The sequence below is a fragment of the uncultured Thiodictyon sp. genome (genome assembly GCF_903946935.1).
Taxonomy (GTDB): Bacteria; Pseudomonadota; Gammaproteobacteria; order Chromatiales; family Chromatiaceae; genus Thiodictyon.
Map to the genome: position 1 here is coordinate 1 of NZ_CAJAXH010000189.1, position 22,788 is coordinate 22,788.

Annotated in this window: 20 protein-coding genes; 14 read left to right on the forward strand and 6 right to left on the reverse strand. The window is 64.5% G+C overall.

Features of this window, described 5'->3' with window-relative positions; all coding sequences use genetic code 11:
- Positions 1 to 236 precede the first annotated feature (236 nt).
- The 3 genes from QZX93_RS16015 to QZX93_RS16025 all read left to right on the forward strand — a co-directional run bounded on the left by QZX93_RS16015 (position 237) and on the right by QZX93_RS16025 (position 2,559).
- A complete protein-coding gene (locus tag QZX93_RS16015; protein WP_295388206.1) occupies positions 237 to 530 on the forward strand; it encodes a type II toxin-antitoxin system Phd/YefM family antitoxin in 294 nt (97 codons plus the stop codon).
- A gap of 279 nt (positions 531 to 809) precedes the next feature.
- The gene (locus QZX93_RS16020) at positions 810 to 1,385 is read left to right on the forward strand and encodes a Uma2 family endonuclease (protein ID WP_295388208.1); all 576 of its coding nucleotides are present in this window, start codon (positions 810 to 812) and stop codon (positions 1,383 to 1,385) included.
- Positions 1,386 to 1,920: 535 nt separating this feature from the next.
- Positions 1,921 to 2,559 (forward strand): L,D-transpeptidase, encoded by a 639-nt coding sequence (locus QZX93_RS16025; RefSeq protein WP_295388210.1) that lies wholly within the window; start codon positions 1,921 to 1,923, stop codon positions 2,557 to 2,559.
- A gap of 91 nt (positions 2,560 to 2,650) precedes the next feature.
- On the opposite strand, the gene QZX93_RS16030 is transcribed toward QZX93_RS16025, so the two are convergent.
- Positions 2,651 to 2,896 carry a YMGG-like glycine zipper-containing protein gene (locus tag QZX93_RS16030; protein ID WP_295388212.1) on the reverse strand — a complete coding sequence of 82 codons (246 nt, stop codon included), beginning with the start codon at positions 2,894 to 2,896 and terminating at the stop codon, positions 2,651 to 2,653.
- 268 nt (positions 2,897 to 3,164) lie between these two features.
- Here QZX93_RS16030 and QZX93_RS16035 point away from each other — a divergent pair, with 268 nt between their 5' ends.
- Positions 3,165 to 3,827: a L,D-transpeptidase gene (locus tag QZX93_RS16035; protein WP_295388214.1), complete on the forward strand. Its 663-nt coding sequence runs from the start codon at positions 3,165 to 3,167 to the stop codon at positions 3,825 to 3,827.
- A gap of 53 nt (positions 3,828 to 3,880) precedes the next feature.
- Here the strand turns inward: QZX93_RS16035 and QZX93_RS16040 are convergent, their stop codons facing one another.
- Both QZX93_RS16040 and QZX93_RS16045 read right to left on the reverse strand, forming a co-directional pair.
- Positions 3,881 to 4,453 (reverse strand): hypothetical protein, encoded by a 573-nt coding sequence (locus tag QZX93_RS16040; RefSeq protein WP_295388215.1) that lies wholly within the window; start codon positions 4,451 to 4,453, stop codon positions 3,881 to 3,883.
- A gap of 135 nt (positions 4,454 to 4,588) precedes the next feature.
- Complete coding sequence (locus tag QZX93_RS16045) at positions 4,589 to 5,482, reverse strand: ABC transporter ATP-binding protein (protein WP_295388217.1); 894 nt, start codon at positions 5,480 to 5,482, stop codon at positions 4,589 to 4,591.
- Between the two features lie 159 nt (positions 5,483 to 5,641).
- Between QZX93_RS16045 and QZX93_RS16050 the strand changes: the two genes are divergently transcribed.
- The 9 genes from QZX93_RS16050 (at position 5,642) to QZX93_RS16090 (ending at position 18,956) form a co-directional block, all read left to right on the forward strand.
- Positions 5,642 to 9,241, forward strand: a complete 3,600-nt coding sequence (locus tag QZX93_RS16050; protein WP_295388220.1) for a helicase-related protein — start codon at positions 5,642 to 5,644, stop codon at positions 9,239 to 9,241.
- Between the two features lie 57 nt (positions 9,242 to 9,298).
- A complete protein-coding gene (locus QZX93_RS16055; RefSeq protein WP_295388222.1) occupies positions 9,299 to 10,609 on the forward strand; it encodes an AAA family ATPase in 1,311 nt (436 codons plus the stop codon).
- Positions 10,606 to 11,193 carry a hypothetical protein gene (locus tag QZX93_RS16060; RefSeq protein ID WP_295388224.1) on the forward strand — a complete coding sequence of 196 codons (588 nt, stop codon included), beginning with the start codon at positions 10,606 to 10,608 and terminating at the stop codon, positions 11,191 to 11,193. The genes QZX93_RS16055 and QZX93_RS16060 overlap by 4 nt, the downstream gene beginning before the upstream one ends.
- Positions 11,190 to 14,162 (forward strand): DUF1156 domain-containing protein, encoded by a 2,973-nt coding sequence (locus QZX93_RS16065; RefSeq protein ID WP_295388226.1) that lies wholly within the window; start codon positions 11,190 to 11,192, stop codon positions 14,160 to 14,162. Before QZX93_RS16060 ends, QZX93_RS16065 begins: the two co-directional genes overlap by 4 nt.
- Positions 14,163 to 14,194: 32 nt before the next feature.
- The gene (locus QZX93_RS16070) at positions 14,195 to 14,497 is read left to right on the forward strand and encodes a nucleotidyltransferase family protein (protein ID WP_295388228.1); all 303 of its coding nucleotides are present in this window, start codon (positions 14,195 to 14,197) and stop codon (positions 14,495 to 14,497) included.
- Positions 14,484 to 14,828 (forward strand): HepT-like ribonuclease domain-containing protein, encoded by a 345-nt coding sequence (locus QZX93_RS16075; protein WP_295388229.1) that lies wholly within the window; start codon positions 14,484 to 14,486, stop codon positions 14,826 to 14,828. Before QZX93_RS16070 ends, QZX93_RS16075 begins: the two co-directional genes overlap by 14 nt.
- Positions 14,829 to 14,867: 39 nt before the next feature.
- Positions 14,868 to 15,173 carry a nucleotidyltransferase family protein gene (locus QZX93_RS16080; protein WP_295388231.1) on the forward strand — a complete coding sequence of 102 codons (306 nt, stop codon included), beginning with the start codon at positions 14,868 to 14,870 and terminating at the stop codon, positions 15,171 to 15,173.
- A complete protein-coding gene (locus QZX93_RS16085) occupies positions 15,160 to 15,321 on the forward strand; it encodes a hypothetical protein (RefSeq protein ID WP_295388233.1) in 162 nt (53 codons plus the stop codon). The genes QZX93_RS16080 and QZX93_RS16085 overlap by 14 nt, the downstream gene beginning before the upstream one ends.
- 245 nt (positions 15,322 to 15,566) lie before the next feature.
- Positions 15,567 to 18,956 carry a Swt1 family HEPN domain-containing protein gene (locus tag QZX93_RS16090; RefSeq protein WP_295388235.1) on the forward strand — a complete coding sequence of 1,130 codons (3,390 nt, stop codon included), beginning with the start codon at positions 15,567 to 15,569 and terminating at the stop codon, positions 18,954 to 18,956.
- A 316-nt stretch (positions 18,957 to 19,272) separates the two neighbouring features.
- Here the strand turns inward: QZX93_RS16090 and QZX93_RS16095 are convergent, their stop codons facing one another.
- The 3 genes from QZX93_RS16095 to rpiA form a co-directional block, all read right to left on the reverse strand.
- Positions 19,273 to 19,533: a DUF2249 domain-containing protein gene (locus QZX93_RS16095; RefSeq protein WP_295388237.1), complete on the reverse strand. Its 261-nt coding sequence runs from the start codon at positions 19,531 to 19,533 to the stop codon at positions 19,273 to 19,275.
- Positions 19,534 to 19,535: 2 nt separating this feature from the next.
- A complete protein-coding gene (locus QZX93_RS16100) occupies positions 19,536 to 19,973 on the reverse strand; it encodes a hemerythrin domain-containing protein (RefSeq protein WP_295388239.1) in 438 nt (145 codons plus the stop codon).
- 126 nt (positions 19,974 to 20,099) lie between these two features.
- Positions 20,100 to 20,759, reverse strand: a complete 660-nt coding sequence (rpiA, locus tag QZX93_RS16105) for a ribose-5-phosphate isomerase RpiA (RefSeq protein ID WP_295388241.1) — start codon at positions 20,757 to 20,759, stop codon at positions 20,100 to 20,102.
- Between the two features lie 300 nt (positions 20,760 to 21,059).
- On the opposite strand from rpiA, the gene ilvA reads away from it, so the two are divergent.
- Positions 21,060 to 22,613 carry a threonine ammonia-lyase, biosynthetic gene (ilvA, locus tag QZX93_RS16110; RefSeq protein WP_295388243.1) on the forward strand — a complete coding sequence of 518 codons (1,554 nt, stop codon included), beginning with the start codon at positions 21,060 to 21,062 and terminating at the stop codon, positions 22,611 to 22,613.
- The last annotated feature ends 175 nt before the right edge of the window (positions 22,614 to 22,788 follow it).

A 22,788-nucleotide genomic window follows, 5' to 3' on the forward strand; every position in this document is an offset into this window, starting at 1 on the left:
ATCCGACATCCAACTCGGCTTCATGATCCACCTCGGATAATTTGCTTAACTCTTGCATAAATTATAGACAGTCAACGGAAAAAAAATAAAAAAAATTTATTATAATTCAATTTGTCCAGATGCCATATTATTCTGCTATACATAGTTAGTGAACTGAGTGAACTCGGGCGCCTGACCCTGACCCACGCGGGCGCAGCACGACCGAGCAGATAACAACAGACCAAGGTAGCTAGCAAATGTCCGATACATCGATCGTCAATGCCAAGGCGTGGCTGCCGAGCTTGGTACAGCGGGCCGAGGCGGGTGAGCCGGTGCATATCACCCGCCGCGGTAAGCGGGTGGCGGTGATCCTGTCAGAGCGGGAATTCAATCGGCTTAACGCGATACCTCCCAAGCCAAGCGGGTATCTCGATTTTCTTGCCGATTGGCGCAAACGCTTGCAGGCGGAGGGGTGTGAGTCGCTGACCGATCAAGAGGTTGCGAGTCTTCGTTCCCGGGAGACCGGGCGGGACTTCTCGTGGGGCCAATAGTCGCTGGGCAGATTGCGGCCATCGCGGTTTTCAATGGTCTGATTCTGGTTACACGCAACACTGATGATTTCGATGGGTATCTCGATCTCCAAGTCGAAAACTGATTTACTGTGGACTAACGGGGCGGGTATAAGAGACGAGGGTCCTATACCAGATTTAGGCCGCTGGAGCGGCCGGGGCCGCATTCCCACGCGGAGCGTGGGAACGAGAGTAAGCGGTCGGTTGACAGTGCCGCAGACCGGGGCTAGCGTTGCGGCGTAACCACATGAGGAGCCCACCATGAGCGCGCGTCCACAACCGCGGCCGACCTTGTATGAGCAGCTTGAGGCCCTGCCCGAACGGCTGACCGGGGAAATCCTGAACGGTCAGCTCTACACCCAGCCGCGCCCCAGCCTGGAGCATGGTTTTACCGAGACGTCGCTTGCCGGCGAACTGGTGAACCCGTTTCAGCGGGGCCGCGGCGGCCCCGGCGGATGGTTGATCGTGGTCGAACCTGAACTTCATTTCATCCGTGACACCGAAGTGGATGTCCCGGACTTCGCTGGCTGGCGACGCGAACGCCTGCCGCAGTTGCCGAAGGCAGAACACCGGGCACTGGTGGTCCCGGATTGGGTGTGTGAGATTCTCTCACCCTCGACCGAGAGTAAAGACCGCAAGGTCAAGATGCCGATCTATGCGCATTACGGGGTCGGCCACGCCTGGTTGATTGACCCGATCGCCCACACGCTTGAAGCCTATGCCCTGGAGGCAGGCGCCTGGGTGGAGATCGGGCGCTTTGCCGGCGGTGCGCAGGTGCTGGTTGCACCCTTCGCGGCGGTGACGATCAGTCTCGATGACCTGTGGGCGCCGACCTAATAGCATAGGGGCATAAGGGCGCATCGCGACCGCTCCGATCACCCAGTTGGATGCCTGGATCGACGGCCTGCTTGATGCCGACGGCCTGACCGCACTGATCGATCCGCAGCGCAGTCCCGAATCCGCGAACTGAGCCGGTCGCCGCCCGGGCGACCGGTGGACGGGGGCATCCAAAGGGCTGATCGCCGCCGAGTTTGCGGTAGCGCCCAAGCCAACCGGGTATCTCGATGTTCTTGCCGATTGGCCCAAGCGCTTCTAGGCGGACGGATGATCAAGAGGTTGCCAGCCTGCGTTCGCTGGAAACCGGGCGGGACTTCTCGTGTGAGCAATGATCGACGGGCAGCTTGCAGCCATCGCCGCCGTCACGAGTTTTCGCCGCCGCACCAATCCATGCATCCGCTGGGTAGAGCGCAGCGAAACCCAGCAATCAAGGTTTGACCGAAGCGCTGACGATGGGTTTCGCTGCGCTCAACCCATCCTACGGGAATACTTTTGCAGCTTCAGCGCGTGAGCAGGAGAATAGTGAGAAAAAGCCATGCATAACCCGAAACCGAAATTTTTGCTGCTCGCCCTGGTTGGGCTCCTGATGGGCGCCTTGTTTAGCGCCGGTTGCGCCCATAAGACCAAGGTCGGCGATGTTCAGGCCACGCCGGTATCAACCGGCTCCGGAACAGCCGACGACAAGGCGGCCCAGCTGGTTAAGAATACGCCCCCCGTGCGGCCGGCCAATGATCGCCGTTACCAACTACCCCCGGCGCTTAACCGTGAGTTGACGGTCTTTATCGGCACCCAGACCTTCGAGTATGTGGAGGACGGTCAGGTCATATTGAGTGGTCCGGTTTCCTCCGGGACGGCGCAAGACCCGACGCCGCTTGGGGACTATCGCGTCCTGAGCAAGGAAATAGATAAGCGCTCAGGGACATATAGGAATGATTTCAATCAGCCGACGCCGATGCCCTACTCGCTGCGGTTTTACCGTGGCTACTTTGTCCATGAGGCCTGGGTGCCTGGGTATCCGAGCTCGCGCGGCTGTATCTACCTGCGTTACGAGGATGCCCGCTTGCTCTTCGATCGCATTCAGCTCGGGGATCGCATTTTGGTCAAACAGGAGGGGGTGGCGCGGGTCGCCAATCCCGAGCTTGCCAGTCCTCTGTCACCCAACCGATCCAGGTGATCGCGCTTGCCGCCAGGCAGAAATTCAGGTGAGATTAGCAGGCGCCCCGGCGGTCGGGCCGGACGCGCATGCCCTGGCGACGACCGCGGGCCTACTGGTTACGATTGTAGGTCCGGTTGGTCTGGTTCGTCCCCTGGTCGATGAGGAGACCGCCGAGGGCGCCAGCGCCGGCACCGATCAGCGCGCCCTTGCCGGCGTTGGCGCTCATGGAGCCGACGAGGGCCCCGGAGGCGGCGCCCACGGCGGCCCCGCTGCCCACGCGCTCGGCCGTGGTGGTACCGCAACCGGGCAGGGCGGCGAGGGCCATCGCGAGTACAGAGATTGTGGTGAGTTTCATCGAAGTGTGTCCAAGGTGAGGATGCAGGGGGCCCTCGTGTGTGGGGCTACCGGCCAATAGTAGGCCGAGTGGGCCCATGCGTCGGTGCGGTTGGACACGCACCGATGCACCGGCCGGCCCGCCGGGGGTGTGATCTCATGGACCGCACGGTCGGCCGGCACCGCGGCTAGCGCTGCGACGAATGGTTCGATTGCCGACTCAGTTCCAGATGACCGGCCTGCCCCTGTCCAGACCGGGCCCGGTATGCCACCAGAGGTGAAATTGAACAATGCATAACCCAAGACAGACCTTTCTGCCGCCGGCCCTGGCGTGCGCCTTGCTGGGCGCCTTGTTGAACGGCGGTTGCGCCCTGGTATCGCGTGACGGCGAGGTGCCGACGCCGCCAGCGCAAACCGATTCCGCGGTGGTCGACGAAAACGTCGTTGCTCTGGTCAAGAATACCCCGCCGGTGAAGCCGGCCAACGATCACCGTTACCAATTGCCCCCGGCGCAGAGCCGCGACTTGACCGTCTTTATCGATACCCAGACCTTCGAGTATGTGGAGGACGGTCAGACCGTGCTGAGTGGACCGGTCTCCTCCGGCAACGCACAGCATCCGACGCCTACCGGGGACTACCGCGTCCTCACTAAGCAGATCGATAAGCGTTCAGGCAAGTATACCAATGATTTTAATCAGCCAACGCCGATGCCTTACTCACTCCAATTCCGCGGCCCCTATTTCGTCCATGAGGGCTGGGTGCCCGGGTATCCCGACTCGCACGGCTGTATCCGCCTAAGGTACGAGGATGCGCGGCTGCTCTTCGACCGTATTCAGCTCGGGGATCCTATCCTGGTCAAGCGCGCGGGTGCCGCGCGGGTCGCCAGCCCAGATCTTGCCAACCCCCAGCCGCCCGGTCTCTGGGCTCAGTTGGTCTCGGCGTTTAGCTCTTGACCTGGCGCTCGCGGCCAGCGCGCAACTAACCTCAGTGCGGCCCCGACGCTCTGTTAATTATCTTTGCCCCTTAGTGTGTTGCTGAAGGCGAGAAGGACGATGCAGAGCGCCATGGCGGCCAGCGCCCATTTGGTTAGACCGGAGACGCGGTCCACGGTCACCTTGACCGCGCTGAGACTTGACTGTTGGGTGGCCTTCACGTTCTCCAGGTCACGCTGCAACACTGACATCTCCAGCGCCTTCACCGGGTTGGCGACAATGATCTGCTCGAGCCTTGCCTGGCGTTCGGCGAGCTCTCTTAGCGCCTTTTGAGTCTGTTGTTGCGCAATGCCAATCTTCGTCTCCTTGGGTAACGCGGCGACGTTGCGCAGATCGGCTTGAATGGACGTGAGGTCGGCGGCGAGCTTCTCCATCTCGGCGCGCAGGCTGGCCGTTTCAGCACGCAGTTGGGCCGGCGTCGGTAGGCTACTGCTTGGCGCGACACCGGATAGCTCCAGGTTGCGAGCGGCGCCGATGAAGATGGCGACCGTGACGATCAAGCCGAGGCTCCCTGCGGCCAGATTGAGCTTATAAGAAAGCGGTCGGTTCTTGAGCGAAGATAACATTGCGCCGATATCAGAAGCCATAGTGTACCCCATGAAGGTTCGCCGGTTAACAAAAGCCCAGATGGGGCCGGTATTCGCAGAGACCAAACCCCGCCGCCCTCAGGTGGCACCGCAGAGCGCGGCGCCTGCGTCGGCCCCCCCGCGCCGCGCCTGGCCTCAGGTCCGCAGTGAGTGTCCGGTCAGTTTGAGAAAGACGTCTTCCAGGTTGGGCACGTCCACCCGCAGCCCGGTCAGGTCGGCGCCGATGCGGCCCAGGTGCAACAGGGTGGCGGCGACATCGTCGACCGGCAGCTCGATCTTGGCCCCGCGGGTGGCGGCGGTTGCCGGCAAGGGGGCGCTATCCGGCCAGGCCTCGACCGGCAGCCGGATGATGGCCGCCGGGAAATGCTCCCCGATCAGGGCGAGCGGTGCCCCCTGGGCGACGATGCGCCCGCGGTCGACGATGGCCACCTGGTCGCACAGGCGCTGGGCCTCCTCCATGTAATGGGTGGTCAGCACTACCGTCTTACCCTGGCGGCGCACGGTCTCGATCAGGTCCCAGAAATTGCGTCGTGCCTGGGGGTCAAGGCCGGTGGTGGGTTCGTCGAGAAAGATCAGTTCCGGGTCGCTCACCAGTGCGAGCGCGAGCAGCAGCCGCTGGCGCTGGCCGCCGGAGAGTACGCGCGTGTCGCGGTCCAGGATCTCGCCGAGATTACACATCTCGATCAGCGTGCCGCGGTCGGCGTGGCGGCTGTAGAGGCTGGCGAAGGTCTTGAGGCACTCCCCGACGGTCTGAAAATCCTGGAGCGCGGTGGATTGGAACTGGACGCCGATCGCCTCGCGATAGTTCGGGTCCAGTGGCCGGCCGCGGAACAGCACCTGGCCCGAGGTCGGCTGGTCGATCCCTTCCAATATCTGGAGCGTGGTGGTCTTGCCGGCCCCATTGGGACCCAGCAGGCCGAAACACTGGCCGCGCTGGACTTGGAAACTCAGGCCGTCCACCGCGCGCACGCCGGGGAAACTGCGCACGAGTGACTGGACCTCCAGCAGGATGTTTGGCTCAGGCGGCATGGAACTGGACTCGCAGGGGGGCGTGGGACTGTGCATCGGCGTCAGATTAGCGCGTTGTGTGGTGCGCAACAAATCCTCACTGTTCTCGTCTCCGAGCAGGTGTATGTGAATCGTGCGAGACTAATATAAACGCTAAGGATAAAGACGCAGCACCCGACGATGCAGCTCGAACAACTTAAGCCCGGCGAGGCCATCCGCGGCATCATCCCCGATGCCCTGGTGACGGTCGTCAGCGTCCAGTGGTTCGGCTCCGAGGCGCTGGAGCTGACCTACAAGACCCCGGCCGGCAAGGTGGCCAACGAACTGCTCTACCGCCACGACGAACCGCGTCTGGAGTTGGTTGAGCAAGGCCGCCCCTGGAGCTTCGACGGCGACGGCGCGCTGTTCCGGTTGGTGTCGGAGGCGCACCGCATCCGCCTGGCCCACCTGTTCGACCCGGTGCTGGCGGTGCATACCTCAATGGTCGATCCGCTGCCGCACCAGATCACCGCGGTCTACGAGGCCATGCTGCCGCGCCAACCGCTGCGCTTCCTGCTGGCCGATGACCCCGGCGCCGGCAAGACCATCATGGCGGGCCTGCTCATCAAGGAACTGGTCGCCCGCGGCGACCTGCAACGCTGCCTGATCGTCTGCCCCGGCAGTCTGGCCGAACAGTGGCAGGACGAGCTGTATCGGCGCTTCCACCTGCCCTTCGAGATCCTCACCAACGACAAGCTGGAGGCGGCGCGCACCGGTAACTGGTTCCTGGAGACCAACCTGGTCATCGCCCGCCTGGACAAGCTCTCGCGCAACGAGGACGTGCAGCAGAAGCTTCAGGCGCCCGACTGTCGCTGGGACCTGGTGGTCTGCGACGAGGCCCACAAGATGTCGGCCACGGTGTTCGGCGGCGAGGTCAAATACACCAAGCGCTACCGTCTCGGGCAGTTACTCTCGACCCTGACCCGGCACTTCCTCCTGATGTCGGCCACGCCGCATAACGGCAAAGAGGCGGACTTCCAGCTCTTCATGGCGCTCCTTGATGGAGATCGCTTCGAGGGGCGCTTCCGCGACGGTGTGCATACCGCCGATTGCTCGGACCTGATGCGCCGCATGGTCAAGGAAAGCCTGCTCACGTTCGATGGCACCCCGCTGTTCCCCGAGCGCATCGCCTACACCGTGCCCTACAAGCTCTCAGACGCCGAGGCCGCGCTCTACCAGGCCGTCACCGAGTATGTGCGCGAGGAGTTCAACCGCGCCGAGGCCCTGGAGAACGACAAGCGCGCCGGCACCGTCGGCTTTGCCCTGACCATCCTGCAACGGCGTCTCGCCTCCTCGCCCGAGGCCATCTACCAGTCCCTGCGCCGCCGCCGCGAACGGCTCGATGGCCGGCTGCGTGAACTGCAAGTGCTCCAGCGCGGGGGGAGCGCGGGCGTCCCGCCCGCCGCTGTTGGGTTGGACGCCGACGACATTGAGGACCTGGAAGAAGCGCCCGACAACGAGGTTACAGCGGCCGAGGAAGAAATCCTCGACCAGGCCACCGCCGCGCGCTCCATCGCCGAACTTTGCCGCGAGATCGACACCCTCCAGCACCTCGAAGCCCAGGCCTTGGCAGTGCGCCGCAGCGGCACCGACACCAAGTGGCGTGAACTGGCTAGCCTGCTCGGTGAGGTCTTCACCCCGGCCGCCTTGGGAGACCGCATCGAAGAGCCCAAGGTCCCCTATGGCGCCGGCGCCATCCCGCCGCCCAAGCCCTCGCCGCACCAGAAGCTGGTCATCTTCACCGAGCACCGCGACACGCTGAACTACTTGGAAGACCGCATCGCCAAGTTCCTGGGCCGCAGCGACACCGTGGTCATCATCCATGGCGGCATCGGCCGCGAAGCGCGCCTCAAGGTCCAGGAGTCCTTCAAGCACGACCCGCACGTCCAGGTCCTGCTGGCCACCGACGCCGCCGGTGAGGGCATCAACCTCCAGCGCGCCCACCTGATGGTCAACTACGACCTGCCCTGGAACCCCAACCGGCTGGAGCAGCGCTTTGGGCGCATCCACCGCATCGGTCAGACCGAGGTCTGCCACCTGTGGAACCTGGTCGCGCAGCAGACCCGCGAGGGCGACGTCTACCGCAAGCTATTGGAAAAGCTTGAACAGGCGCGCCAGGCCCTGGGCGGCCAGGTGTTCGACGTACTCGGCAAGCTCCAGTTCGAGGGCAAGTCACTGCGCGAACTGCTGATCGAGGCCATCCGCCACGGCGAACAGCCCGAGGTCATGGCCTTCCTCACCACGGTGCTCGACACCACCCTGGACCGGGGCCACCTGCAAGACTTGATCGAAGAGCGTGTGCTTGCCCACGATGCGATGGACGCGAGCCGAGTGCGGCGCATCCGCGAGGATATGGAGCGCGCCGACGCCCGCCGCCTGCAACCGCACTACATTGAGTCCTTCTTCCACGAGGCCTTCAAGCGGCTCGGCGGCACCGCCAAGCAACGCGAGACCCGCCGTTACGAGATCAGCCATGTCCCGGCCCCGGTGCGCCACCGCGACCGCCTCATCGGCATCGGCGAGCCCGTGCTGCCGCGCTACGAGCGCATCGCCTTCGACAAGACCCTGGTGGCGCCCCAGGGCCAGCCGCTGGCCGCCTTCGTCTGCCCCGGCCACCCGCTGCTCGATGCCGTCATCGACCTCACCCTGGAGCGCAACCGCGACCTGCTGAAACGCGGCACGGTGCTGGTGGACGAGCGCGACCCCGGTACCCAACCGCGGGTGCTGTTCTATCTGGAGCACGCCATCCAGGACGCCGGGCTCACCCGCGCCGGTGAGCGCCGGGTCGTTTCCAAGCGGATGCTCTATGTGGAGCAGGACGCCGACGGCACCACCCGCCACATCCATTACGCGCCCTATCTCGACTACCGCCCTCTGGCGGCCGGCGAACCGGGATGCGACACCATCCTCGACCGGCCCGAGTGCCAGTGGATTCACGGGAGCGCGGGCGTCCCGCCCGCGCGTCAAACCATTGAGCAGCAAGTCCAGGGCTACGCCATCGCCCAGGTCGTGCCGGAACACCTGGCCGAGGTGCGGGGCGGCAAGCTCGACCTCATCGCCAAGACCGAGGCGGCGGTCAAGGATCGCCTCACCAAGGAGATCACCTACTGGGACCACCGCGCCGAGGAGTTGAAGCTCCAAGAGACCGCCGGCAAGCCCAACGCCCGGCTCAACTCCGGCGAGGCGCGCAAACGGGCCGACCTGCTGCAAGGGCGGCTGCAAAAGCGGCTGGAAGACCTGAGGCTTGAGGCCCAACTCTCGCCCCTGCCGCCGGTGGTGCTCGGTGGTCTGCTGGTGGTGCCGATCGGGCTGATCAAGGCCATGACCGGGCAGGTTGCGGGCGGGACGCCCGCGCTCCCAGACACCCAGGCGAGCGCCGCCCGTGCCCGCGCCATCGTCATGGACATCGAGCGCCGCCTCGGCTTCGATCCCACCGACCGGGAGTTCGACAAACTCGGCTACGACATCGAGAGCCGCGTCCCGGGCACCGGCCGGCTGCGCTTTATCGAGGTGAAAGGCCGGGTCTCCGGCGCCCCGACCATCACCGTGACGCGCAACGAGATCCTCTACTCGCTCAACAAGCCGGATGACTTCATCCTCGCCATCGTGGAATTTCTGGACGACGACCGGCACCGGGTCCACTACCTGCGCCAGCCCTTCCAGCGGGAGCCGGATTTTGGCGTGACCAGCGTAAACTATGGGTTTGGCGAGCTGCTCGCGCGGGCGCAAGTGCCGGGCTGAGTTACTGCATGCCCTGAGGGGGCACCCCATTTCGACGGTGACCGGATCGATTCCAACATGCTGACCACGCTGCGCCTAAATGGCTTCAAGAATTTCCGCGACGCCACCGTCGCACTGGGGCCTTTGACCTTGCTGGTCGGTACCAACGCGGCCGGCAAGAGCAACGTACGCGATGCCTTTCGGTTCCTGCACGGCGTTGCGCGCGGCTACTCTTTGGCCGAGATTATCGGCGAGAAATGGGGTGAGGGCGGGGTCTTGCAGTGGCGCGGCATTCGCGGCGGGACCCGGGAAGCGGCCTTTGACGGAACAACCGATTTCTCACTGCATATCAGCTTTATCACTCGGCGCCCCAGCGCCCAGGTCGCAGAAGATCTGGGCGGTACCGACTTGGCAGCGATCGAGTACAAGTATTCGATCAAGGTCAACGTTGGAGATAATGGGAAGCCCGCGAGAGTGACACGTGAGAGACTGAAATTCGGTCCCACTACGGTGTTTGACTCTCACCCGTCGGGCGATCCATTGTTGTCAGTACCCCATGACCCGGACCACCTGCCGGTCCGAATGATGAAGGGCGGCCACCGCGGCGCGTATGGCGAAAAGCTCAATTGCCTGAGCGTGCGCCCTGCCTTGGGCCAGGTCGCCGATAAGGCGCGGGTCAAAGAGGCCAAGGTTCACGCGAAAACAGCGCTCGCCGAACTAGCATCCATGCGCTTTCTCGACCTTGATCCAGACGCCCTGCGCCGCCCCTCGCTGCCGGGCCAGACCGTCCTGGGCGACAAGGGTGAGAACCTATCCTCTGTCTTGCAGAGCATCTGTACCAAGCCCGAGTTGAAGGTGGCCCTCGCATCCTGGATCGCCGAGCTGACGCCCATGGACGCAACGGACTTCGCGTTTCCGGGCGACCAGCAAGGCCGCATCTTGGTCAGCCTGATCGAGAAAGGCGGGGTGCCGATATCCGCCTACAGCGCCTCAGACGGCACCTTGCGCTTCCTGGCCATGATTGCGGCCCTGCTCGGCCCGGAATCCTCCCGCTTTTATTTTTTCGAGGAGCTGGACAATGGCATCCATCCGGCGCGGCTGCACCTGCTCTTGGGTCTGATCGAGCGCCAGGCCGAGCGGGGCTGGGTGCAGATGGTCGCCACCACCCACTCGCCGGAGTTGCTTGCCCTGCTGGATCGCAAATCCCTGGAAAACGCCTCGCTCGTTTACCGCCTGCCCGGCAACAATGAGGGGCGCATCGTTCGGATATTGGACATTCCCGGCGCGGCTGATCTCATCGCGAAACAGGATCTGGCCAAGCTGCATTCCACCGGCTGGTTGGAAGACGCCGTCTATTTCTCCGCGGACGACGATGAGCCGGCACCATGAAGGTATTGATCATCCCCGAGGACTTCCGCAAGGATCAGTACATGCTCAAGCCCATCATCGAGGCCATGCTAACCTATCTCGACCGGCCCAAGAGCAAGATCAAGGTGCTGACCGATCCTCTGCTGGGCGGCATCGATCAGGCACTCAATCACGACCAGATCAGGAAGATCATCGAACGCTACCGCGGCATGGTGGACCTCTTCCTGCTGTGCGTCGATCGGGACGGCAATACCGACAGACGCAAGCGGCTCGACAACATCGAAAAGGCGATGAAGGACCATCTGCCGTCCGGCAAGGTCCTGCTGGCCGAGCATGCCTGGCAGGAGATCGAGGTCTGGGTGCTCGCCGGGCTGGACTTGCCGACCGCCTGGTCCTGGCAGGCCATCCGCGCGGAGCGCGATCCCAAGGAGAAATACTTCCAACCCATCGCCGAACAACGCGGGCTACTCGCCGAGCCGGGCGAGGGCCGCAAGACCCTGGGTCTGGAGGCCGCGCAACGGTATGGTCAACGGCTCCGGCAGAAGTGCCCGGATGACATCCTGTCACTTGAAACACGGATCGCTCAGATCATCGGAACCAAATGACCTTCAAGAAAAAACTGATCGAGGTCGCGCTGCCGCTGGAGGCGATCAACAAGGCATCCGCGCGGGAGAAGTCCATCCGCCATGGGCATCCATCCACGCTGCACCTGTGGTGGGCGCGCCGGCCGCTGGCGGCGGCGCGGGCGGTGATCTTTGCGCAGATGGTCGATGACCCGTCGGCGCATCCGGACCTCTTCAAGACCGAGAAGGCGCAGGAGAAGGAGCGGCAGCGGCTGTTCCGCATCATTGAGGACCTGGTGCTGTGGGAGAACACCACCAACGAGACGGTGTTGCAGCGGGCGCGTGACGAGATCTGGCAGAGCTGGCGCTATACCTGCGCCGAGAATGCCGATCATCCGCGCGCCAAGGAACTGTTCGACCGCTATAAGCTGCCGGCCTTTCACGATCCCTTTGCAGGGGGTGGGTCATTGCCGCTGGAGGCGCAGCGGTTGGGGCTCGAGAGCTATGCCAGCGATCTCAACCCGGTAGCGGTGCTGATCAATAAGGCGATGATTGAGATCCCTTCCAGATTTGCCGGGCGGGCGCCGGTGCGGCCGGAGGGTCCGGGGGCCGGCAAATCTGGACCGAAACAGGGCAAGTTGTTTGAGCGGGAGTGGAAGGGGGCGCAGGGGCTGGCCGAGGACGTGCGTTATTATGGGCAGTGGATGCGGGATGAGGCGGAGCGGCGAATTGGGCATCTTTATCCCAAGATCGAGGTCACTGCCGATATGGTTGGGAGCGCGGGCGTCCCGCCCGCGCGTCCTGATCTCAAGCCGTATATAGGGCAGAACCTCACCGTAATCGCCTGGCTCTGGGCGCGCACGGTGAAGAGCCCGAATCCGGCCTTTGCTGACGTGGACGTTCCGCTCGCATCCAGCTTCTTGCTATCAACCAAGAAAGATAACGAGGCATGGGTAGAACCGATCATCGACGATGGCGGCTATCGTTTCACGATCTGCTCTAAGTCGAGCTTCAGCGCGAGCGGTCTCCCTGAAGACCGACTTACTACCGCGGAGCGAATGGCGGCGGCTAAGAGCGGAACTAAGCTGGCGCGTGCGAACTTTACATGTTTGATGTCGGGGGCGCCGATTTCCGGCGACTACATCAAGATCGAAGGCAAGGCCGGACGCATGGGTGCGCGGCTGATGGCCATCGTTGCCGAGGGTGATCACGGGCGGGCTTATCTCGCACCGACACCTGAAATGGAAGTCATCGCCCTCACCGCGTCGCCGACGTGGAAACCCGCAGCCGATATTCCCACCCGTATGACTGGCGGTAACTGCACGCCCTATGGATTGACCACTTGGGGTGACCTTTTCACCGCCCGCCAACTCGTGGCGTTGACCACCTTCTCCGATGTCGTACAGACGGTTTGCGAGAGGGCAGGGCGTGATGCGCTTTCTGCTGGTCTACCGGTAGACGGCACGTCTCTTGCTGCTGGTGGGACTGGCGCAACTGCCTATGGCGAAGCGGTTGGGGCGACACTCGCCTTTACCATTTCACGCCTTGCTGATCGCTGCTCAAGCATTTGCTCGTGGGACTTGAGAGATGGACAGGGTCGCAAGCCGGCGGTGCGCAACGTCTTTTCGCGCCAGGCTATTCCTATGACCTGGGACTACGCCGAGGCCAATCCGTTATCGGAAATCGCGGCGAGCGTTGCGAGCGCCATAGGGAGAGTCGCGGATGTGCTGGAACGGCTGCCCCTCTCCGGAACCGGGGTCGCTTCACTTGCAGATGCGGCATCACAGAGCATTTGCGCCGACAAGGTTGTCTCCACCGACCCACCCTATTACGACAATATCGGCTACGCAGACCTGTCTGACTTCTTCTATGTCTGGCTGCGGCGCTCACTGAAACCTATCTTCCCCGATCTTTTCGCTACGCTCGCTGTCCCTAAGGCGGAAGAACTGGTTGCCACTCCTTACCGACACGGCAGCAAGGTTAAGGCCGAAATTTTCTTTCTCGACGGTATGACGCAGGCGATGCGCCGGCTAGCCGAACAGGCCCATCCAGCCTTCCCGGTCACCATCTATTACGCATTCAAGCAGGCCGAAAGCGACGGCGAAGACGGCACCACGAACACCGGCTGGGATACATTCCTGGCCGCCGTAATCGAGGCCGGCTTTGCCATCACCGGCACCTGGCCAATGCGTACTGAATTGGGCAACCGGATGATCGGCTCCGGGACCAATGCGCTGGCCTCCAGCATCGTCCTCGTCTGCCGCCAACGCCCTGCCGATGCCCCCACCGCCACCCGCCGCGAGTTTGTCGCCGCACTCAAGGCGGAATTGCCGGCCGCGCTGGCGCACTTACAGAAGGGCAACATCGCGCCGGTCGACCTGGCCCAGGCGGCCATCGGCCCCGGCATGGCCGTCTATACCCGCTATGCCAAAGTGCTCGACGCCGAGGGCAATGCGATCCCGGTCCGTGCCGCGCTGGCGCTGATCAACCAGACCCTGGACGAGGCCCTGGCCGAGCAGGAGGGCGATTTCGATGCCGACAGCCGTTGGGCGCTGACCTGGTTCGAGCAGACCGGTTTTGCGGAGGGCGATTACGGGGTCGCCGAACAACTCTCCAAGTCCAAGAACACCGCCGTGGCCGGGCTGGTCGAGGCCGGTATTCTGGTCTCCAAGGCCGGCAAGGTGCGCCTGCTGAAACCCGTCGAGCTGCCCGCCGACTGGGACCCGACGACCGACAAGCGCCTGACCGTTTGGGAGATGGTCCACCAACTGATCCGCGTGCTTGAGTCTGGCGGCGAAGGCGCCGCGGCCATCTTGGTCGCCAAGCTCGGCAGCCAGGCCGAGACCGCCCGCGAACTGTGCTACCGCCTCTACACCCTGTGCGAGCGCAAGAAGCGCGCAAACGAGGCCATGGCCTACAACGGTCTGGTGCAGAGCTGGCCCGAGATCACCCGGCTGGCCCAGGCGTCGGCGCCCGCCATGACACCCGGCACCGGCGATTTGTTTGCATAACCATCGGCGACGTCACATCGAGAGAGGCCGCTATGCACTCAGCTTTGAATCTTGACCAAGACGCCCTGACGGAGTTTTGCCGGCGGCATCACATTCGCCGCTTGTCGCTGTTTGGCTCGCAGCTAAAAGGTACCGCGACGCCGAAGAGCGATATCGATTTGCTGGTGGAATTCGACCCGCAGGATATCCCTTCGCTGTTCGGTATCGCTGGCATGGAGATCGAGTTGTCTGAAATGTTGGGGAAGAAGGTCGACCTGCGAACAGCGGGAGATTTGTCGCGTTACTTCCGCGACGAAGTAGTCCGAACGGCGGAGGTTCAATATGCACGCGGATGACTTGGTGCGTATCAGGCACATGATCGGCGCGGCAGGGTCCGTTGCTCGTTTCGTCGCCGGCCGGCGTCGGGAAGACATCGATGAAGACGAAATGCTGCGCCTCGCGTTGACGCGAGCCGTTGAGATCATCGGCGAGGCCGCAAGCCATGTCTCCACGGAAACGCAAGAAGCGCTATCAGAAATTCCATGGAAGGAAGTCATCGGAATGCGTCACCGACTTATTCATGCCTATTTCGACGTCGATGCGGACATCCTTTGGAAAACGGCGCAAGACGCAGTCCCCACCCTGCTACAGCAATTGCAGACGGTCGAGCACGCTGGGAGTGAATAAGTGGATATTACCAACCGCCCGTCCCGCCCGGAGGATCACATGAACCCGCTATCGAAACTGGATGAGACTACCCTGACCCATCTTTGTGAGCGGCACAGTATTCGCCGCCTGGCGCTCTTTGGTTCTCACCTGAAAGACACGGCCCGGCCGGATAGCGATATCGACCTGCTGGTGGAGTTCTTCCCGGAGGCACGCACGACCTTACTGGACATGGCGCAGATCGAGATTGAGTTATCTGAGGCTTTGGATGGGCGCAAGGTCGATCTGCGCACCCCGCAGGACTTGAGCCACTATTTCCGGGATGAGGTGGTGCGCACGGCGCAGGTGCAGTATGTCGCCGGATGATCGCTGGCGGATCGGCCACATGATCGAGGCGGCGCAAGAGGCGCTGGCCTTTGTCCAGGGGCAACAGCGCGCAGATCTGGACCAGAACCGGATGCTATGCCTGGCCTTAACCCGTGCCGTGGAAATCGTCGTGTCGGAGTCAGACTAGGTTGCTTTAGCCCCGAAGGGGCGAGACATACCAGCCCGGGGCAACGCCCCGGGGCATGTCGTTTAATCCGCTAGCCCTGAAAGGGCGTGACATCGTTAGGCGCGCGATCCGCCGCTGCATGATGTCACGCCCTTTCAGGGCTCGACTTGATTGGATTGCCAACCCAGGGCGTTGCCCTGGGCTGGTATGTATGACCCCGTTGGGGTCTTCCGGAACCCTCATTGCGAAAGGCAGGGACCAATAGCATGGCCATCACCAATCACGAACGCGTCGGAAAATCACTGGAATTGCTGAAGGCCGGCCTCGGCCCCTTCGTCGAGCGCGAATTGAAGGCGAAGTACGGGGACGGTTGGGCCGGTGAGGCGAAGGAGGTCCTGTCCGATACCCGCCTGGGCACCGGCAAGGAGGAGTCGCTGCATGACGTCGCCGCCCTGCTGGTGATCATGGATCGCCAATGGAACGAGGTCTTTCGCCGGATATTCGGCAAGACCGAGCGCAGCCTGGTCAACGAGATCATTGCCGTGCGCAACCGGTGGGCGCACCAGGAGCCCTTCTCCAGCGATGATGCCTACCGTGCCCTGGATTCCGCCGCGCGCCTGTTGTCCGCCGTCTCGGCCCCCGAGTCCGATGAGGTGGACCGGATGAAGACGGAGCTGTTGCGGGTACGCTTCGACGAGCAGGCCCGCGGCGAGAAGCGCAAGTCGGTCAGCCAGGCCATCGAAAGCGGGGTGACGGGCAGCCTCAAGCCCTGGCGCGAGGTGGTGATGCCACACGAGGACGTAGCCAGCGGCCGGTACCAGCAGGCCGAGTTTGCTGCCGACCTGTGGCAGGTCCATCTGGGCGAGGGCACGGCCGAGTACCGCGACCCGGTGGAGTTCTTCCGCCGCACCTACCTCACTGAGAGCCTCAAGGGGATGCTGGAGGGCGCCCTGCGGCGCCTCGCCCCTTCGGCTGCGGGGGCTGGCGGTGATCCCGTCGTCCAGTTGCAGACCAACTTCGGTGGCGGCAAGACGCACTCGATGCTGGCGCTCTACCACCTGTTCTCCGGCATCGCGCCTGCGGAACTCCCCGGCATCGACGCGGTGATGGCCGCGGCCGGGGCCAGCCAGGTGCCGACCGCCCGCCGGGTGGTGCTGGTGGGCAACAAGATTTCGCCCGGGAACCCGAGCGTCAAGCCCGACGGCACCGTGATCCGCACCCTCTGGGGGGAACTGGCCTGGCAGCTTGGCGGCAAGCCGGCCTTTGCCCGCGTACAGGCGGACGATGAGAACGCCACCAGCCCCGGCGATGTGCTGCGCGAGCTGTTCAATCAGTACGGCCCCTGCCTGATCCTGGTGGATGAGTGGGTGGCCTATGCGCGCCAACTCCACGACCAGAGCGATGCTTCGACCCCGCTCGGCACAGGCCTGCCGGCCGGCGGTTTCGAGACCCAATTCACCTTTGCCCAGGTACTGACCGAATCGGCCAAACTGGCGAAGCACTGTCTGCTGGTCATCAGCCTGCCGGCCTCGGATACCTCGGGTCATTCGCACTCTGACGACGTGGAGGTGGGGGGCACCCGCGGGCGCGAGGCCCTGGACCGGTTGCGCAACGTGGTGGGGCGGGTGGAATCCTCCTGGCGACCCGCCAGTGCCGAGGAGGGCTTCGAGATCGTGCGCCGGCGGCTGTTTCAGCCGCTGTCCGATCCGGCCCAGTTCAAGGATCGCGATGTGGTGGCGCGGGCCTTCGCCGAGTTCTACCGGACCCAGCAGGCGGAGTTTCCGCCAGAGTGCCGCGAGTCGGACTACGAGGGCCGCATCAAGGCCGCCTACCCGATCCACCCGGAGATCTTCGACCGGCTCTATACCGACTGGTCGACCCTGGTGAAATTCCAACGCACCCGCGGCGTGCTGCGACTGATGGCGGCGGTGATCCATAGCCTGTGGGAGAAGGGCGACCGCAACCCGCTGATCCTGGCTGGCAATATCTCGATCGACGATCCGCGCGTGCAGTCGGAGCTGACGCGCTATCTCTCGGACAACTGGGTGCCGGTGATCGAGAAGGACGTGGACGGGCCGAACTCCTTGCCGCTGGAGCTGGACAGCGAGCTGCCCAACCTGGGCAAGCTCTCGGCCTGTCGGCGGGTGGCGCGCACCATCTACCTGGGCTCGGCACCGACCACGGCCGCCGCGCACAAGGGGATCGAGGACCGACGGGTGAAGCTCGGCTGCGTCATGCCCGGGGAGTCCCCGGCCGTGTTCGGCGATGCCCTGCGCCGGATGGCGGCGGCGGCGACCTATCTGTATCAGGACGGGCCGCACTACTGGTATTCGACCCAGCCGACTGTCACCAAGCTGGCCGAGGACCGCGCCGAGCAGTTGAAGCGTGAGCCGGACAAGGTCGCTCACGAGTTGGAGAAGCGTCTGAAGAAGGACCTGCAACGCACGGGCGACTTCCCCCGCATCCACCCGATGCCGCACAGTGGCGCCGATGTGCCGGACGACCTGGATGCGCGTCTGGTGGTGCTGGGCATCGGGCATCCGTACAGCAAAGAGGCCAACAGCCCGGCCGAACGGGCGGCCAAGGCGATTCTTGAGTCGCGCGGTAACACGCCGCGTCTCTACCGCAACACCCTGGTGTTCCTGGCGGCGGACAAGACCCGTTTGCAGGACTTGGACGAGGCGGCCCGCAAGTATCTGGCGTGGGAATCGATCCTGACCGAGCAGAAGGACCTTAACCTGTCGCCCTTTCAGGTCACTCAGGCCGAGACCCAGCGGACCGCGGCCGACGGTACCGTGACGGCACGGCTGCCGGAGACCTATCTGTGGCTGCTGGTGCCGGGACAGGCGACGCCGCAGGTCCCCATCGCTTGGGAGGCCCTGCGCCTAACCGGGACCGACGCGTTGGCGATGCGCGCCAGCAAGAAACTGCGCTCCGATGAGCTGTACCTGACCAGCTTCGCCGCGACGCGGCTCAAGATGGAACTGGACCGCGTGCCGCTGTGGCGCGGCGATCATGTGGAGGTCAAACAACTGGTGGAGGACTTCGCGCGCTACCTCTACCTGCCGCGGCTCAAGGACCCGAGCGTTCTGCTCCATGCCATCGGCGACGGGATGAACCTGCTGACCTGGATGCAGGACAGCTTCGGTTTTGCCGATGCCTTCGATGAGGCCGCTGGCCGCTATCAGGGCTTGCGCGCAGGGCAGATGGTAACGCTCCTCGATGCCCAGGCGCCGGGCCTGGTGGTGAAGCCGGACGTTGCGAGTCGGCAGATGGATACCGAGCGGGCGGTCATCACTCCCGGTCCTGGTCCATTGCCTGGGACTTCCACGGAAGGCGGTAGCGGAGCGCCCCCTGGCTCGACGGGTGTTACCGAACCTGGCGGAACCCCGTCGCCCGACCCCCAAGGCGCGGCGGCGAAACCCAAACGCTTCCACGGCACGGCGGTGCTCGACGCCACCCGGGTAGGCCGCGACGCCGGCCGCATTGCCGAGGAGGTCATCGCGCACCTGGCGGGACTGGTCGGGACCACGGTGACTGTAACGATCGAGGTGGAGGCAGCGATCCCGGCCGGCGCGTCGGACCATGTGGTACGCACGGTGACTGAGAACTGCCGGACGTTGAAGTTCACGAGTCAGGGGTTTGAGAAGGAGTAGAACGTCAGAAGCGCCGCGCCATCGCCCGATAGCGCAGATAGCACTGACTGAGCAGCACGCCGAGGTAGCCGGTGGCAGCGGCGGCCTCTGTAGCAAGGCGCCGCAGAGGATTTGGCTCAGAAAACCCAGTGCGATCAGGTGGGTCAGTGCCAGTGCCTGGGGTGTCCAGCGCGCGGCGAGTGCGGCGTCCCCGGCCCAGGCGAGCCAGAGCCCGGCGGCCACCGCGAAGGGCGGGGCGGCCAGAAAGAAGGCGAAGGGTGCGGTTACCGGTGGGGCCTGGTCGAGGCGCAGCCCCCCTGTGTTCAGCACGGGGTATTCAGCATGGCGGGTTCCAGGACAGCTCGGCGCGCGTCGGCGGTGCCGCGCTGTCCCAGATCAGGATCTCGAAATGCCCCGCGTGGCCCCGGGCGCGCCACGAATAGCCCATGGTCGGGAGCATGTCATAGAGCGGGAAGGGTTCGCGCCGGTGCAGGACCCAGATCCGCCCGCCCTTGGGCAGGTTCGTCAGTGCGTCCAGCGCGCGCTCCAGCGGTTCGGGCGGGGGCAGGGTGCGCACATCCAAGACTTGGGGGGGCATGGTCAGTCCTCGGTGAGCCGCGTGGCGATGGCCGTGCCCCGCTCGGGCAGGGCACCGTCGGCCATGGGGTGGAGTATGCCCTCCTCCTTGCAGTTGTGCTGCTGGATCAGGAAGTGCAGCGTCTCCAGGATGCCGAGCGCGGCTGGCTGGTCGCGGGCCGCGACTGCCTCATCCAGGTCCAGGAGCAGCGCCCGCATCTGGGTGTGTTCGCCGACCATGATCTCGATGGGGTTCTCGGCCACCCGAAAGACCTGTGCCAGCTCCGGGAAGAGTGTCGCCTCCTCCACGGCGAAATGGCGCTCCAGGGCGGCGACCAGTCCCACGGTCGCCTCCCCGGCCGCGGGCCAGTCGCCGGCGGCGAGTCGGCGCTCGGACTCGGCCAGCAGGTGGTCGCAGCGGTGGTGGTCGGCGGTGAACCTATCGGTGATGGCGGATGACATGGCAGTGACGGTGCGGTTTCAGCAAGGGAGAGATGGTCGGTGTCCCGCGGGGCCTGCGCCTTGACCTTGATCAGATGGGGGATCGGATCGGGGATCGGATCGCCTGGCACCCGCGTGGGCGCGCGCTTATACCGCGGCCACCGTCCGGGCGCCGTTCGGGGTGCCCAGGATCAGCACATCGGCGGGTCTCAGGGCAAAGATGCCGACCGTGACCACGCCGGGGATGTTATTGATCTGCTGCTCCAGCTTGGCCGGCTCCATGATCTCAAGCCCCTCGACGTCCAGGATCAGGTTGCCGTTGTCGGTGACGAAGCCCTCGCGCCACACCGGGGTGCCGCCGAGCCGGACCAGTTGGCGTGCCGCGAAGCTGCGGGCCATGGGGATCACCTCCACCGGCAGTGGGAAGCGTCCGAGCACGTCGACCAGCTTGCTCTCGTCGGCGATGCAGACGAAACGGGCGCTGGCCGCGGCGACGATCTTCTCGCGGGTCAGCGCCCCGCCGCCGCCCTTGACCAGGTGCAGTTGCCGGTTGGCCTCGTCCGCCCCGTCCACGTAGAGTGCCAGATCGCCGACCGCGTTCAGGTCATAGACCGGGATGCCATGGGCCTTGAGCCGCGCGCTGGACACCTCGGAGCTGGACACCGTGCCCTCGATTCGGCCCTTGATGGTGGCCAGTGCGTCGATAAAGTGGTTGACCGTGGAGCCGGTGCCCACGCCGATGATGCCGCCTTCCACATAGGCGAGGGCCGCGATGGCGGCCTGTTTCTTTTGTTCGTCCTGGGTCATGGATTGCTCTCGCTGATTCTGTCTATTGAAAGAGGGCGTATCATAGCCGCCCTTGAGCGGTGTGGGTGAACCTGGAAAAAGCAGTTGTCACGCCAAGGCGCCAAGCTCGCCAAGGTTTTTCAGCGCGTTATCTGCCCTGCGCGATCAACCCGGCGGACGAATTGGTATTTTGCCTATCCTATTGTATTTATTGGCGAGCTTGGCGCCTTGGCGTGATTAATTGCCGGGCTTGGGATGACGGGTTGGAGGTCATCCTCGCCCCCGCTGTCCCTCTACCCCCTCATCCTACTGAGATTTTGCATGCCCGACAGCTATATCAAACGCATCCTGAAGGCCCGGGTCTATGAGGTCGCGCAGGAGTCGCCCCTGACGCTCGCGACCCAGCTCTCGGCCCGGCTGGGCAATCAGGTCTTCCTCAAGCGCGAGGACCTGCAACCGGTCTTCTCCTTCAAGCTGCGCGGCGCCTACAACAAGCTGGTGAGCCTGAGCCCGGAGGTGCGCGCCCGCGGGGTGATCGCGGCCAGTGCCGGCAACCATGCGCAGGGGGTCGCGCTGGGGGCGGCGCGTCTGGGGATGGCCGCCACCATCGTCATGCCGCGCACCACCCCGGCGATCAAGGTCCGTGCCGTGCGCGCCCTGGGCGGCGAGGCGGTCCTCTACGGCGACTCTTACGACGAGGCCTATACCCATGCGATGGAGCTGGTGGCCGAGCGCGGCCTGACCTTCGTACACCCCTTCGACGACTCGGCGGTGATCGCCGGTCAGGGTACCATCGGCATGGAGATCCTGCGCCAGCACCCGCAGCCACCCCATGCCATCTTCGTCCCGGTGGGGGGCGGGGGGCTCATCGCCGGGATTGCAGTCTATGTGAAATGGCTGGCACCTTCGGTGCGGATCGTCGGGGTGGAGCCGGAGGACGCGCCGACCCTGCACGCGGCGCTCGCGGCGGGCCGTCGGGTGGAGCTGCCCCAGGTGGGTCTATTCGCCGACGGGGTGGCGGTGCGCTGCATCGGCGAGGAAACCTTCCGGGTCGCGCAGCCGCGGGTGGACGAGGTGGTGCTGGTGAGTGCGGATGAGATCTGCGCCGCCATCAAGGATATCTATGACGACACCCGGGGGATTGCCGAGCCCGCCGGGGCCCTGGCCGTGGCCGGCATGAAGCGCTATGTGCAGCGCACCGGCTGTCGCGATGAACACCTGGTGGCCATCGAGAGCGGGGCCAACATGAACTTCGACCGACTGCGTCATGTCGCCGAGCGGGCCGAGTTGGGTGAGCGGCGCGAGGCCCTGCTGGCGGTGGAGATCCCGGAGCGGCCGGGGAGCTTTCTCGCCTTTTGCCGGACGATCGGCGGGCGCCAGATCACCGAGTTCAACTATCGCTTTGCCGACCCCCAGCGCGCCCAGGTCTTTGTGGGGGTGGAATTGGGTCGCGGGGACGCGGAGCGCGCGGCCTTGATCGCGCAACTGCGCGAGCAGGGGTTCGGCGTGCTGGACATGACGGACAACGAGACCGCCAAGTTGCACATCCGCTATATGGTCGGCGGTCATGCGCCGGGGATCACCGATAGCGGGACGGACGAGACCCCGGGCGAGACCCTGTTCCGGTTCGAGTTTCCGGAGCGCCCGGGGGCCTTGCTGGAACTGCTCACCGGACTCGGCAACCGCTGGAACATCACGCTCTTCCATTACCGCAACCACGGGGCCGCCTACGGTCGGGTGCTGATGGGGGCCGCGGTGCCCGCCGCCGAGCGCGTGACCTTTCATCAGGCCTTGGACGCACTCGGCTACCCTCACTGGGAGGAGACCGACAACCCGGCCTATCGGGTCTTCGCCGGCCGGTTGGCGCGCGCGTAGCGGCTGCGGCCCGGCGGGTGCGCCCGAGGGTCGCCGCCAGGGCGGAACCGTTCTAGCCAGGACTCTCTGTTGCAACCGGCGGTTGTCCGCAACACTGGACAACGCCAGGTGGCCCGGGTATAAAGCACGTCGGTCCCCTTACTGTCCGAGGCCCCGTGCGTGAACCTTCGTGAGG

Bases quoted from the DNA above. Each gene is read 5' to 3' on its own strand.
- QZX93_RS16015 (WP_295388206.1), top strand. From the start codon at position 237: ATGTCCGATACATCGATCGTCAATGCCAAGGCGTGGCTGCCGAGCTTG.
- QZX93_RS16020 (WP_295388208.1), top strand. From the start codon at position 810: ATGAGCGCGCGTCCACAACCGCGGCCGACCTTGTATGAGCAGCTTGAG.
- QZX93_RS16025 (WP_295388210.1), top strand. From the start codon at position 1,921: ATGCATAACCCGAAACCGAAATTTTTGCTGCTCGCCCTGGTTGGGCTC.
- QZX93_RS16030 (WP_295388212.1), bottom strand. From the start codon at position 2,896: ATGAAACTCACCACAATCTCTGTACTCGCGATGGCCCTCGCCGCCCTG.
- QZX93_RS16035 (WP_295388214.1), top strand. From the start codon at position 3,165: ATGCATAACCCAAGACAGACCTTTCTGCCGCCGGCCCTGGCGTGCGCC.
- QZX93_RS16040 (WP_295388215.1), bottom strand. From the start codon at position 4,453: ATGGCTTCTGATATCGGCGCAATGTTATCTTCGCTCAAGAACCGACCG.
- QZX93_RS16045 (WP_295388217.1), bottom strand. From the start codon at position 5,482: ATGCCGCCTGAGCCAAACATCCTGCTGGAGGTCCAGTCACTCGTGCGC.
- QZX93_RS16050 (WP_295388220.1), top strand. From the start codon at position 5,642: ATGCAGCTCGAACAACTTAAGCCCGGCGAGGCCATCCGCGGCATCATC.
- QZX93_RS16055 (WP_295388222.1), top strand. From the start codon at position 9,299: ATGCTGACCACGCTGCGCCTAAATGGCTTCAAGAATTTCCGCGACGCC.
- QZX93_RS16060 (WP_295388224.1), top strand. From the start codon at position 10,606: ATGAAGGTATTGATCATCCCCGAGGACTTCCGCAAGGATCAGTACATG.
- QZX93_RS16065 (WP_295388226.1), top strand. From the start codon at position 11,190: ATGACCTTCAAGAAAAAACTGATCGAGGTCGCGCTGCCGCTGGAGGCG.
- QZX93_RS16070 (WP_295388228.1), top strand. From the start codon at position 14,195: ATGCACTCAGCTTTGAATCTTGACCAAGACGCCCTGACGGAGTTTTGC.
- QZX93_RS16075 (WP_295388229.1), top strand. From the start codon at position 14,484: ATGCACGCGGATGACTTGGTGCGTATCAGGCACATGATCGGCGCGGCA.
- QZX93_RS16080 (WP_295388231.1), top strand. From the start codon at position 14,868: ATGAACCCGCTATCGAAACTGGATGAGACTACCCTGACCCATCTTTGT.
- QZX93_RS16085 (WP_295388233.1), top strand. From the start codon at position 15,160: ATGTCGCCGGATGATCGCTGGCGGATCGGCCACATGATCGAGGCGGCG.
- QZX93_RS16090 (WP_295388235.1), top strand. From the start codon at position 15,567: ATGGCCATCACCAATCACGAACGCGTCGGAAAATCACTGGAATTGCTG.
- QZX93_RS16095 (WP_295388237.1), bottom strand. From the start codon at position 19,533: ATGCCCCCCCAAGTCTTGGATGTGCGCACCCTGCCCCCGCCCGAACCG.
- QZX93_RS16100 (WP_295388239.1), bottom strand. From the start codon at position 19,973: ATGTCATCCGCCATCACCGATAGGTTCACCGCCGACCACCACCGCTGC.
- rpiA (WP_295388241.1), bottom strand. From the start codon at position 20,759: ATGACCCAGGACGAACAAAAGAAACAGGCCGCCATCGCGGCCCTCGCC.
- ilvA (WP_295388243.1), top strand. From the start codon at position 21,060: ATGCCCGACAGCTATATCAAACGCATCCTGAAGGCCCGGGTCTATGAG.